The sequence below is a fragment of the Streptomyces sp. NPDC000941 genome (assembly GCF_053599555.1).
Genome location: NZ_JBSFMM010000107.1, coordinates 1 through 12,610 on the forward strand (window position 1 = coordinate 1; position 12,610 = coordinate 12,610).

Sequence of the window (12,610 nt, forward strand, 5' to 3'; positions counted from 1 at the left end):
ACCGCGACCCGCCGCCCGGACCCGACGGCGACGGCGTACGCGGCGAGCGCGGTGTGGCCGGTCGGCGGGCGCAGCACGGTCTCGCCGCCCTCCGCGGATGCGCTCGTACGGTAGAGGGCGAGCCCGGCGAACTCGGGGTTACGGGCGGTCAGCTGACCCTGGAAGTTGGCGCCGGAGAACCCGATCTGGTCGTACATCCACAGGCTGAACCCCAGCTCGTCGGCGTCCGCGCAGGCCCCGTCGAGCAGCCGCAGCCACTCCTCGCTCAGATACGGCGGGTCGTCCGCCAGCGAGCCGAAGGTCGGGCCGGTCGGCGCGAGGCACATCACCACGGCCTGCCGGATGCCCTGGGAGGTCAGCTCCGCCATCTGCCGGCGAAGCCGCTCCCGGGTCACCTTCGCACCGCTCCACCACCAGATCGGCAGCGGCCCGTATTCGGGTGCGGGGTCGGTGAACCGGGAGAGCAGTTCGTCCGCGGCCGGTGTCACACGGCCGCCCGGCGCTCGGCCTCGATGCGGTCCAGGGACTTTCCGGCCGTGTCCGGCATGAAGAAGTAGCCGATGCCGCCGCTGATGACCAGGAACGCGGTCAGCAGGGCCGCGATGGTGCTGATCCCGCTGTCGGCGAGGTGGGGCACGAAGTAGCTCCAGATGCCCAGGCAGGTGCGCGCCGCGCCGAAGGTGAAGCCCTGGGCGGTGCCCCGCAGCATGGTCGGGAAGAGCTCCTGGCTGAACGTCTTGTAGACCGCCTCACCGGCGATCGCGGCCCCCACGCCGAACAGGAAGGTGTTGAGGAGGATCGTCGGCACGGTGAAGGGGAACCACAGGAAGACCGCGTAGGCGGCGATCTGCATCACCGCTCCGATGGCCCACAGCATCCGGCGGGTGCGGTGGTCGCGGTCGGCGAGCGGCATGAACACCAGGACGGTGGCGGCGATGCCGACGCCGAACCCGGCGCAGGACAGCGCCACGCTCGTGCCCTGGCCCCCCGCGCCCAGGTTCTTGACCATGTACGGGGTGAACAGGCCCGCGGTGCCGGCGGCCAGGTTCCAGAAGAGGTAGAAGCTTCCGGTCCACAGCAGCGCCTTCAGATGCGCCCCGCGGAACAGCTCCCGCACCCCGGCCGCCGCGGCGGCCGTCCCCTTGGCCGCGTCGCCCGCCTTGTCCGCCGCGGCCTTCCACACCGCCGACTCGGTCATCCCCCTGCGCAGCGCCCAGGTGATCAGCGCGACCACGAACAGATGGAGGAAGACGATGCGGATGCCCAGCAGATCGAGCTTGGAGAGCGCGAGCGCGAGCAGGAGCACGATCATCGGCCCGACGTTCCAGGCGACCTGGGTGAACCCGAGCAGCTTGCCCCGGGCCCTGGCCGGCGAGAACTCCCCCACCAGGGCCAGCGAGGTCGGCACGTCGGCGCCCACCGCCACGCCCACCACGAAGGTGCCGATGAACAGCATCGCCGGGTTGACGGCGAACGCGATGCACAGGATCGCGGCCGCGTAAACCAGCAGATCCCACTGGTAGATCCGCTTACGGCCGAGCTTGTCGCCGAGCCGGCCACCGATGAAGGCCCCGACGGCCGCGCCGATGGCGTTGGGCCCGATGGCCGCGAGCGCGCCGACGCCGGTGAGGCCCGAGTCGCTGAGGCCGAGTTCGTCCTGGAAGAGCGCCAGGCCCGCGCCCAGCGCCACGATCGACCCCGCGTCCAGATACGAGGCCATGCCGGCCAGGACCGACCACTTCCACTGCTGACGGCTGACGGTGCTCTCGGCCTCGGCCGAGGTGGCTTGGGCGGATTGATCCATGGTCATCCGGTGGCTCCCGTCTTCTTTGACATGCTCCGGAGTCCCGACCCGGAGAATACGTGTGTAGAACGTTCTCCGAATTGAAACGACTCAAAGGTGAGGCGCGGATGGCATGGGGGTCAAGTCACGGGCGGGTAACGATGCAAAAAGCACTACGGGCGGCCATCGGCGGCGCGCCCCCTTCGACGGCGTACAGTGGCGTTCTGTAGACCGTTTCACAGGACACAGGACATCGGACGGAGAGACCCCATGGCCTCCACGAGCGGCAAGCGCCGCGTGACGATCACGGATGTCGCGCTGCACGCCGGGGTCTCGACATCAGCCGTGTCCAAGGTGCTGCGCAACGCCTACGGGGTGAGCCCCGAGATGCGCGAACGGGTGCGCGCGGCCATGGCCGAGCTCGACTACCGCCCGCATGCTGCCGCCCGCGGGATGCGCGGCCGTACGTACACGATCGGCGTGCTGCTGGACAACATCCGCAATGCCTTCTTCGCCGACATCCTCGAGGGCGTCAACACCGAACTGCGGGGCGGCGACTACCAGGTGCTGATCGGCGCGGCCGGCTTCGACGAGGAGGACCAGACCAGGCTGGCCCGGGCCCTGGTGGACCGCCAGATGGACGGGCTGATCCTCATCGGCCCCGGCTTTCCGCGCACCGAGGTGCTGCGCACGGCGGCCACCGTGCCCACGGTGGTGATCGGCCACCACGACGTGGCGGAGGAACACGACTCGGTCGTCGACGCCGACGCCCTCGGCGCGGGCCTGGTGATCGACCACCTGGTCCGGCTCGGCCACCGCCGGATCGCCCTGACCTCCACCGCCGGCAACCGGGGCAGCGGCTGGTCGGGCACTCCCGAACGGGTCCAGCGCCGCGGCTACCACGAGGCGATGCGGCGGCACGGGCTGCAGGATCTGGCGCGGGTCGCGATGACCGCCTTCTCGGAGGAGGGCGGCTACCGGGCCGGGATGGAACTGCTGGCCTCGGCGGACCGGCCGACCGCGGTCTTCGGAGGGGCGGACGTGGCCGCCATGGGCGTCTTCCGCGCCGCGCGCGAGCTGGGGCTGCGGATCCCCGAGGATTTCTCGCTGGCCGGCTACAACAACACCGCCGTCGCCGCGCTCGCCCCGGTCCGGCTCACCAGCGTCGACCAGGCGGGCGGCCTGATGGGCACGACGGCGGCCCGGCTGCTGCTGGAGCGCATCGAGGGCCGTACGCGGTCCGTGCTGATGACGGTGTCCCCGACCCTGGTCGTCCGCGGGACGACGGGCCCCCCGCCGGCCGCCGAGGGCTAGGCAGCTTGCGGGCCGGGAGGGGGCTCCCGGCCCGCGAGGTGGGTCAGTCCACGAACAGCAGGTCGCGCGTAGCCGCCGAGGAGGTCAGCGCACCGGCGAAGCTGTCCTCGACCTCCGCCTTTTCGGCCGCGTTCGGGTTCGGGTTGGTGCACGAGGTACCGGCCGTGGAGCCGGACATCAGGCTCGAGCAGGGGCCGGGCTTCATGTCCGGCAGGCCCAGGATGTGGCCGAGCTCGTGGGACGAGATCCGCACGGTGTTGTAGCCCTCGTCTACGGCCTGCCGCCCGAAGTAGATCGTGCCGCTGCCCAGGCTGGTCGTGGCGGTACGCGGCCAGCCGTTGTCCGCGATGATGCGGATGTTGGCCCGCTGCCCCGAGGCGACCGGCTTGAGCTCCACGTTCGCCACGCTGTCGTTCCAGATCGCGGCGCCCTTGGTGACGGCGTCCTTGAACTCCGCGGCCTGGGACGAGTCGTACGTCAGCACCCTCGCGGCAATGACCTGCTGCTGCGCCGACCCGGACGCGGGCGCCGCCACCGCCTGGCCGCCCGCCAGGGCGAGCACCGCCACCGCGACGGCGGGTAATGCGCGCAGAGCCTTGCTTGATCTCACGATCGGCCTCCTCGTGGGGTAAGGACGGTATCGATACGCGGCTACACCGCGACGGTCGTTGACGCGAGCATGACTATCCCACATGCCTCACGGCCACACTGCCCACCCACAGACATCCCCAACCGGCCCCTACGGGCGGCCGTCCCTCGGCCCGATCCACCCTTTCGGCCCACTAGACTCGCCGGGTGCCTCTCCCCGAGATCGATCCCCTCACGAACGGTGACATCAGCGACTCGCCCCCCAGCAGCCCGGACACCAGAGAACCGGACCCGGGCGATACGAGCGACGCGCTGCGCGTGCTGCGCCGGGTCTTCGGCTACGACGCGTTCCGGGGCGATCAGCAAGAGATCATCGACCATGTCGTGGCCGGGGGCGACGCCCTGGTTCTGATGCCGACCGGCGGCGGCAAGTCGCTGTGCTACCAGATCCCCGCGCTCGTCCGCCGCGGCGTCGGCGTCGTCGTCTCGCCGCTCATCGCGCTGATGCAGGACCAGGTCGACGCGTTGCGGGCGCTCGGCGTACGGGCCGGGTTCCTCAACTCCACCCAGGACCTGGACGAGCGGCGGCTGGTCGAGGCGGAATTCCTCGCGGGCGAGCTCGACCTGCTGTACCTCGCGCCGGAGCGGCTGCGGGTGGAGTCGACGCTCTCGCTGCTGGGCCGGGGTTCGATCTCGCTGTTCGCCATCGACGAGGCACACTGTGTGGCCCAGTGGGGGCACGACTTCCGCCCCGACTATCTGGCCCTGTCCGAGCTGCACGAGCGCTGGCCCGATGTGCCCCGTATCGCGCTGACCGCGACCGCCACCGAGGCCACCCACTCCGAGATCGCCTCCCGGCTCAAGCTCCAGGACGCCCGCCACTTCGTGGCGAGCTTCGACCGGCCGAACATCCAGTACCGCATCGCGCCCAAGAACGACCCCAAGCGGCAGCTGCTCGAGCTGCTGCGCGCCGAGCACCAGGGGGACGCGGGCATCGTCTACTGCCTGTCGCGTGCCTCGGTCGAGAAGACCGCCGAGTTCCTGGTGAAGAACGGGATCGAGGCGCTGCCGTACCACGCGGGTCTCGACGCCCGGATCCGGGCCGAGAACCAGTCGCGGTTCCTCCGGGAGGACGGGCTGGTCGTGGTCGCCACGATCGCGTTCGGCATGGGCATCGACAAGCCCGACGTACGGTTCGTCGTCCATCTCGATCTGCCCAAGTCGGTCGAGGGCTACTACCAGGAGACGGGCCGGGCCGGGCGGGACGGGCTGCCCTCCACCGCCTGGCTGGCGTACGGCCTCCAGGACGTCGTCCAGCAGCGCAAGATGATCGACGGCTCGGAGGGCGACGCGGCCCACCGCCGCCGCCTCGGCAGCCATCTCGATGCGATGCTCGCGCTGTGCGAGACGGTCGAGTGCCGCCGGGTGGGGCTGCTGGCCTACTTCGGTCAGCAGAGCACCGCATGCGGCAACTGCGATACGTGTCTGACGCCCGCGGAGTCCTGGGACGGCACCGTCCCCGCGCAGAAGCTGCTGTCGACCGTCGTACGGCTCAAGCGGGAGCGGAACCAGAAGTTCGGCGCCGGTCAGGTGATCGACATCCTGCTCGGCAAGAAGACCGCCAAGGTGATCCAGTTCGACCATGACGCGCTGTCCGTGTTCGGGATCGGCACGGAGCTGCGCGAGGCCGAATGGCGTGGCGTGGTGCGCCAGTTGCTCGCCCAGGGGCTGATCGCCGTGGAGGGCGACTACGGCACGCTGGTGCTCTCCGAGAGCAGCGGCGAGGTGCTGGGCGGGCAGCACCAGGTGATGCTGCGGCGCGAGCCGGAGCGGGCGGCACGGGCCGCGAAGTCCTCGTCGTCGTCCGCCAAGTCGGGCAAGTCCGGCCGCGCCGCCGCCCCGGTGGACCTGCCGCCGGAGGCGGTGCCGCTGTTCGAGCGGCTGCGCGCCTGGCGCGGGGCCACCGCGAAGGAGCAGGGCGTCCCGGCGTACGTGATCTTCCATGACGCCACGCTGCGCCAGATCGCGACGCTGTCGCCCGGCACCCTGGCGGAGCTCGGCGCGGTCAGCGGCGTCGGCGAGAACAAGCTGGCCAAGTACGGGGAGCAGATTCTGGAAACGGTCACGGCCCCGGAGGAGTGACGCGTACGGGGGGAGGTCCGGCGGCCGGCCCTCCCCCGTACGGTGTCCGCGCTACAGCGTGCGCTGCAGCCGGTCGGACATCAGCTTGATGAAGCGCGCCGGGTCGCCGAGTTCGCCGCCCTCGGCGAGCAGCGCCATACCGTGGATGAGCTCGGCCATCTCCGCAAGACCGTCCCCGTTCCCGTCCGCGCCGTGGGCCTCGCGCAGGCCGGTCACCAGCGGGTGGGTGGGGTTGAGCTCGAGGATGCGCTTGATCTGGGGCATGTCCTGGCCCATGGCACGGAACATGTTCTCCAGCGCCGGGGTGACGTCGTGGGTGTCACCCACGACGCACGCGGGCGAGGTGGTGAGGCGGGAGGACAGCCGCACCTCCTTCACCTGCTCGCTCAGGGCCGTCGTCATCCAGGACAGCAGCTCGGCGAAGTCCTTCTGCTGCCGCTCGCGCTCGGCCTCGCCCTCCTTCTTCTCCTCCTCGGTGTCGAGGTCGACCTCGCCCTTGGCGATCGACTGGAACTGCTTGCCGTCGAACTCCGGCACCGACCCGACCCACATCTCGTCGATCGGATCGGTCAGCAGCAGCACCTCGTAGCCCTTGGCCTGGAATGCCTCCATATGGGGCGAGCTCTCGATGATCGAGCGCGACTCGCCCGTCACGTAGTAGATGTGCTGCTGCCCGTCCTTCATACGGTCCATGTACTGCCGCAGGGTGGTGGGCTGCTCCGCGTCATGGGTGGAGGCGAACGAGGAGATCTCCAGGATCGCGTCGCGGTTCTCGAAGTCGTCGAGCAGGCCCTCCTTGACGGCGCGGCCGAACTCCCGCCAGAACGTCGCGTAGCCCTCGGCGTTGGCGGACATCATGTCCTTGACCGTCGACAGCACCTTCTTGACCAGGCGCCGGCGCATCAGCTGGATCTGGCGGTCCTGCTGAAGGGTCTCGCGGGACACGTTCAGCGACAGGTCCTGTGCGTCGACAACACCCTTGACGAAGCGCAGATACTCCGGCATGAGCTCTTCGCAGTCGTCCATGATGAACACGCGCTTGACGTAGAGCTGCACACCCCGCTTGCGCTCCCGCATGAACAGGTCCAGCGGGGCCTGGGACGGAATGAACAGCAGCGCCTGGTACTCGAAGGTCCCCTCCGCCTGCATGCGGATGGTCTCGAGCGGGTTGGTCCAGTCGTGGCTGATGTGCTTGTAGAACTCGTGGTACTCCTCGTCGGTGACCTCGTCCCGGGAGCGCGCCCACAGCGCCTTCATCGAGTTGAGCGTCTCGACCTCGGGCTCGGGCGGAGTCTCGGCCTCGGCCTCGCCGTCTTCGTCCTTCTCCGCGTCCGCGTCCGCGTCCGCCGCCGTGTTCGTCGACTCGGCGGTCATGCGGATGGGCCAGGTGATGAAGTCGGAGTATCGCTTGACGATCTCCTTGAGCTTATGCGGGGAGGCGTAGTCGTAGAGGTGGTCCTCGGTGTCCTCCGGCTTCAGCCGCAGGGTGACGGAGGTGCCCTGGGGCGCCTCGTCGACCGCCTCGATGGTGTACGTGCCCTCGCCCGTGGACTCCCAGCGGGTGCCCTGGCTCTCGGTCGCGTGCCGAGTCACCAGCGTGACCTGGTCGGCCACCATGAAGCCGGAGTAGAAGCCGACGCCGAACTGCCCGATGAGGTCCTGCGAGGCCGCGGCGTCCTTCGACTCCTCCTTCGAGTCCTTCAGCTCGCGAAGGAACTCGGCGGTGCCGGACTTCGCTATGGTGCCGATGAGTTGCACCACATCGTCGTGCGACATGCCGATGCCGTTGTCGCGCACGGTCAGCGTGCGGCGCTCCTGGTCCACTTCGAGCTCGATATGGAGATCGGACGAGTCCGCGTTCAGGTCGGTGCCACGGAGCGATTCCAGCCGCAGTTTGTCCAAGGCGTCGGACGCGTTGGAGATCAGCTCCCGCAGGAACACGTCCTTGTTGGAGTAGATGGAGTGGATCATCAACTGCAGGAGCTGGCGCGCCTCGACCTGAAACTCGAACGTTTCGGCCTTCGTGTTCACATGCTTCCTTTCACGAGCGAGCACTTGTAGCGAGTACCTGACGTCAGCTTAGAGGCGAAGGCCTCCCTCAGAGGGCCTGAATGGGGTGCAAACTGGCATGCTGACGGCCGATGAACACGGATACCGTCACCCTCGACGACATCGACCGGGGCCTGGTCCACGCCCTCCAGATCGACGGCCGGGCGCCGCTGCGCACGCTCGGCGAAGCCCTCGGCGTCTCCGAGAACACCGTCGCCCGTCGCTACCGCCGGCTGCGCTCCGCCGGGGTGCTGCGCGTGGTGGGCGCCCTCAACGGCGGCCGGCTCGGCTACAACGCCTGGACCATCCGTCTGCAGTGCACCCCGGACGCGGCGGGCGCCATCGCCCGGGCGCTGGCCGCCCGCCCCGACACCTCGTACGTCCATCTGCTCTCGGGCGGCACCGAGATCTCGTGCAGCGCACAGACCCGCTCCAGCGACGAGAGCGACGCGCTGCTGCTGCACCGGCTCCCCCGTACCGGCCGGATCACCGCCATCTCCGCCCATCTGCTGCTCGGCCACTCCGCCCTGCCCGACAGCTGGTCGGGGCCCGCCCGGCTGACCCCGGAACAGATCGCGCTGCTCAGCCCGCGACCTGTCGATAACGACGCAGCTGACGCCGACGGCGAGGTCAGTTTGAACGACGGGGACCAACCGCTGTTCGATGTGCTGTCCCGGGACGGCCGGGCGAGCTATGCCGAACTGGCGTCCGCCACCGGCTGGTCCGACTCCACCGTGCGCCGCCGGCTGACCGCGCTGCGCCGCGCTGGGGTACTCGCCTTCCTGGTCGACATACCGCCCGCCGCGCTCGGCTTCCGCGCCGAGGCGCGGCTGTGGATGTCGGTGCGCCCGTCGCGGCTGGCCGAGGTGGCGTCGGCGCTGGCCGAACACCCCGAGGTGTCGCTGGTGGCGATGACCACCGGCCCGACCAATCTCCTCGGCGCCGTCAACTGCCGGGACGCCCAGCATCTCGCGCGCTATCTCACCGAACGGATCGCCTCGCTGGACGCGATCCGCTCCCTGGAGACGGCCCCGGTCATCCGCACCGTCAAGCGCGCCGGGGCGCTGCTGCCCCTCTGACCGGGCCGTACAGCTGTCTGCCCATGCTCCCCGCCCCCTTGTCAGGGGCTGTCGCGCGATGGTTTCCTTCGCAACGGCATGAAGGGAGCTGCCTGTCCATGGCCCTGTTCGACCTTCCGCTCGACCAGTTGCACGACTACCGGCCGCGTGTCCCCGAGCCCGAGGACTTCGACCGGTTCTGGGAGAAGACCCTCGCCGAGGCCCGTGAGCACGATCTGAACGCCACCTTCGAGCCCGTCGCCACGGCGCTCACCGGTGTGGCGGTGTACGACGTCACCTTCGCGGGGTTCGGCGGCCACCCGGTCAAGGGCTGGTTTCTGCATCCGGCCGGGGCCCGAGAGCCACTGCCCGTCGTGGTCGAGTACATCGGCTACGGCGGCGGACGCGGGCTCGCGCACACCCATCTGCTGTGGCCGGCCGCCGGCTTCGCCCACCTGGTGATGGACACCCGCGGCCAGGGCAGCGGCTGGGCCAGCGGCGACACCCCGGATCCGGTCGGCTCCGGGCCCGCGTTCCCGGGGTTCATGACCCGGGGGATCGAGAACCCCGAGGACTACTACTACCGGCGGGTCTTCACCGACGCCGTACGCGCGGTGGAGGCGGCCCGGTCCCATCCGCTGGCCGACCCGGCTCGTACCGCGGTCACCGGCTCCAGCCAGGGCGGGGGTATCACGCTCGCGGTGGGCGGTCTGGTGCCCGACCTGGCCGCGATCGCCCCCGATGTGCCCTTCCTGTGCCACTTCGGGCGGGCGGCCACGCTGACCGACCGCGATCCGTACCGCGAGATCGGCAATTACCTCAAGACCCACCGTGGCCGGGACGAGCGGATCTTCCGTACGCTCTCGTACTTCGACGGGGTCCACTTCGCCGCCCGGGGGCGGGCGCCGGCGCTCTTCTCGACCGCGCTGGAGGACCAGACCTGCCCTCCGTCCACCGTCTTCGCCGCGTACAACGCCTACGCGGTCGAGGACAAGCACATCGAGGTGTACTCGTTCAACGGCCATGAGGGCGGCGGACCCGTCCATCAGGAGGTCCAGCTGGACTGGCTGCCCCCAAGGCTTCGGTAGCCCCCCAGCCACCGAACCCCCAAGCGCACCGACACCCCCACAGCCCCACAGCCCCACAGCCCCCAAGGACGGACGGCCGTGCCCGGAGATGGTTGAGAGCCTTCGGGGAGGCTCCCTCCGGACCGGCCGTCCGTCCTTCTTCCCCCCTTGCGAGAATAAATCCTGGCTGGTGGCCGAGGGTGGGGGCAGGGCCGTCCGGCCCTTGATCCAGGGCCGTCCGGCCCTGGACGGGCAAGGCCAGGCCGACGGGGCCTAGCGGCCGAACTGGGCGCCGCCGTTGATGTGCAGCACCTGACCGGTGACATAGGCGGCCTCCGGGGAAGCCAGATAGCGGATGGCGGCCGCGATCTCGGCGGGGTATCCGGGCTGCCCGGTGAGCGTCTGCCCGATTTGCTGCGCGATGAACTCGGGAGTTCCCCGCTCGCCGAAGAACTCGGTGTCCTGGACATAGCCGGGCGCCACCGCGTTGGCCGTGATGCCCTCCGCGCCCAGGCGTTTGGCCAGGTCGTACGTGTAGACGTGCAGATGCGCCTTGGTGCCGCCGTACGAACCGGGGCCGCGCAGCGCCGCCACGGAGGACAGATGCACGATCCGGCCGCCGGGCCGGGTGAGATGCGGCAGCAGGGCCTCGGTGAGCAGCACCGCGGTCAGCACGTTGGCCGAGAAGTTCCGCTGGAACTGGTCGGCTATGCCTTCGAGGGTGCCGTCGTTGCCGGGCGCGACATTGCCGCCCGCGTTGGTGACCACGACGTCGACCGGGCCGTCGGCGGCGATGAACTCGGCGGCGCTCCGGGTCTGCCCGGGGTCGCTGAGGTCGGCGCTGGTCCAGGTGACCAGGTCGGCCCCGTATGCGGCGTTGACCTTGTCCGCGGCCGCGCGCAGCACCTCGGCGCGGCGCCCGACGATGACCACCCGGTCCCCGTCCGCGGCGAAGGATTCAGCGGTCGCAAGACCGATGCCCGTGCCGCCGCCCGACACCACGATCCGTCGTCCCATTCCGGCCTCCCCGTACACCTTGTTGAATCCCGGTCATATTCGTGAACAGACGCTAGGGAGTAAGCCCTTTCCTGTCAATGGCCGCAAGGGGGCGGCCGCGACCCGCCGTTCGGCCGTATCGGCGTTTGGCCGCCGGGCCGCCGGGATAACGCAGGATTCTGCTCGTACCTCGCCCAGCCCCGGAGGCTCCGGTGTTCGCTGTCCCGCTCGCTCATGCCGCCACCGAGGGCGACCTCAGCGGGGCCCGGGCGCAGATGGGTTTCTCGCTCGCCTGGCACATCGTGGTGGCCTGTCTGGGGGTCGGGCTGCCGCTGCTCACCCTGATCGCCGAATGGCTGGGGTGGCACACCGGGGACCCGGCCCTGCGGATCCTGGCCCGGCGCTGGGCGCGGGGCATGGGGGTGTTGTTCGCGGTCGGCGCGGTGTCCGGCACGATCCTCAGCTTCGAGCTGGGGCTGCTGTGGCCGGGGCTGATGGGCCGGTACGGGCAGGTGATCGGGTTGCCGTTCGCGCTGGAGGGCATCGCGTTCTTCATCGAGGCGATCTTCCTGGGCGTGTATCTGTACGCATGGGACCGGCTGCCGCCCGGCAAGCACCTGCTCACCGGTGTGCCGATCGTCATCGCCGGGGTGGCCTCGGCGTTCTTCGTCGTATGCGCCAACGCCTGGATGAACCAGCCGCGCGGCTTCGAGCTGTCCCGCGACGGGCACGTGGTGTCCGTCGATCCATGGGCCGCGATGTTCAATCCGGCCGCCCCGCCGCAGACCACGCATATGATCCTGGCCGCGCTGATGGTGGCCGCGTTCTTGACCGCGAGCGTGTACGCGGTGGCGCTGCTGCGCGGTCGCCGGGACCGGTACCACCGCGCCGGGTTCTTCATCCCCTTCACGGTCGGGGCCGTCGTCACCCCGTTCCAACTGGTCGTCGGCGACTGGGCGGCCCGTTTCGTGGCGCACTACCAGCCGACCAAGCTCGCCGCGATGGAGGGCGTCTATCGCACCGGCAGCCATGTACCGCTGACGGTCCTCGGCATCAGCGACGGGCACAGCGGTCTCAAGTACGGCCTGGAGATCCCCAGCGGTCTGTCGCTGCTGATCGGCTACCGCCCCGACACCGTGGTGCGCGGTCTTTCCGAGGTGCCCCGGTCCCGGTGGCCGGCCGTCACCGGCGTACATCTGGCCTTCGACCTGATGGTGGGGGCGGGCCTGTTTCTGCTGCTCATGGGCGTATGGCTGGCGCTGGCGTGGTGGCTGCGGCGGCGCACCGGCGCCGACGGCCTATTGAGCGTGCCCGGCACACGGGCGTTCCTGACGCTCGCGGTCCTGACCGGACCGGCCGCCGTGGTCGCCCTGGAGTGCGGGTGGGTGGTCACCGAGCTGGGCCGTCAGCCGTGGGTCGTACAGGGGGTCATGACGGTCCGGGACGCGGTGAACCCCGCGCCCGGTCTGTTGAACGGGCTGTGGCTGGTGCTCCTGGTCTACTTCGGCATGACGGTGGCCACCGTGTACGTACTGCGCCGCCTGGCCCGGGACCAGCCCGTGCCGATCGCCCCGCAGGAGAGCGACGTACCGCGGTACCCGGTGACATGAGAA

At 70.1% G+C, this 12,610-nt stretch carries 9 protein-coding genes and 1 pseudogene; 5 read left to right on the forward strand and 5 right to left on the reverse strand.

Annotated elements, in window-relative coordinates:
* Positions 1–488, reverse strand: a pseudogene (locus ACWDSL_RS29780) (glycosyl hydrolase); the annotation flags it as partial.
* Positions 485–1,810, reverse strand: coding sequence for an MFS transporter (locus ACWDSL_RS29785; RefSeq protein ID WP_450490591.1), 1,326 nt, complete (start codon positions 1,808–1,810; stop codon positions 485–487). The pseudogene ACWDSL_RS29780 and the gene ACWDSL_RS29785, both read right to left, overlap by 4 nt.
* 243 nt (positions 1,811–2,053) lie before the next feature.
* Here ACWDSL_RS29785 and ACWDSL_RS29790 point away from each other — a divergent pair, with 243 nt between their 5' ends.
* The gene (locus ACWDSL_RS29790) at positions 2,054–3,097 is read left to right on the forward strand and encodes a LacI family DNA-binding transcriptional regulator (protein ID WP_450490593.1); all 1,044 of its coding nucleotides are present in this window, start codon (positions 2,054–2,056) and stop codon (positions 3,095–3,097) included.
* A gap of 43 nt (positions 3,098–3,140) precedes the next feature.
* Here ACWDSL_RS29790 and ACWDSL_RS29795 read toward each other — a convergent pair whose 3' ends face one another.
* A complete protein-coding gene (locus tag ACWDSL_RS29795) occupies positions 3,141–3,707 on the reverse strand; it encodes a snapalysin family zinc-dependent metalloprotease (RefSeq protein WP_450490595.1) in 567 nt (188 codons plus the stop codon).
* A 224-nt stretch (positions 3,708–3,931) separates the two neighbouring features.
* Between ACWDSL_RS29795 and recQ the strand changes: the two genes are divergently transcribed.
* The gene (recQ, locus tag ACWDSL_RS29800) at positions 3,932–5,827 is read left to right on the forward strand and encodes a DNA helicase RecQ (protein WP_450490649.1); all 1,896 of its coding nucleotides are present in this window, start codon (positions 3,932–3,934) and stop codon (positions 5,825–5,827) included.
* A 51-nt stretch (positions 5,828–5,878) separates the two neighbouring features.
* Here the strand turns inward: recQ and htpG are convergent, their stop codons facing one another.
* Positions 5,879–7,798, reverse strand: coding sequence for a molecular chaperone HtpG (gene htpG, locus ACWDSL_RS29805; RefSeq protein WP_450490651.1), 1,920 nt, complete (start codon positions 7,796–7,798; stop codon positions 5,879–5,881).
* Between the two features lie 170 nt (positions 7,799–7,968).
* Between htpG and ACWDSL_RS29810 the strand changes: the two genes are divergently transcribed.
* Positions 7,969–8,955, forward strand: coding sequence for an Lrp/AsnC family transcriptional regulator (locus tag ACWDSL_RS29810; RefSeq protein WP_450490597.1), 987 nt, complete (start codon positions 7,969–7,971; stop codon positions 8,953–8,955).
* 98 nt (positions 8,956–9,053) lie between these two features.
* Positions 9,054–10,022: an acetylxylan esterase gene (locus ACWDSL_RS29815; RefSeq protein WP_450490599.1), complete on the forward strand. Its 969-nt coding sequence runs from the start codon at positions 9,054–9,056 to the stop codon at positions 10,020–10,022.
* Between the two features lie 252 nt (positions 10,023–10,274).
* Here ACWDSL_RS29815 and ACWDSL_RS29820 read toward each other — a convergent pair whose 3' ends face one another.
* Positions 10,275–11,018: an SDR family NAD(P)-dependent oxidoreductase gene (locus tag ACWDSL_RS29820; RefSeq protein WP_450490601.1), complete on the reverse strand. Its 744-nt coding sequence runs from the start codon at positions 11,016–11,018 to the stop codon at positions 10,275–10,277.
* Between the two features lie 191 nt (positions 11,019–11,209).
* Here ACWDSL_RS29820 and ACWDSL_RS29825 point away from each other — a divergent pair, with 191 nt between their 5' ends.
* Positions 11,210–12,607 (forward strand): cytochrome ubiquinol oxidase subunit I, encoded by a 1,398-nt coding sequence (locus ACWDSL_RS29825; protein ID WP_450490603.1) that lies wholly within the window; start codon positions 11,210–11,212, stop codon positions 12,605–12,607.
* Positions 12,608–12,610: the final 3 nt, after the last annotated feature.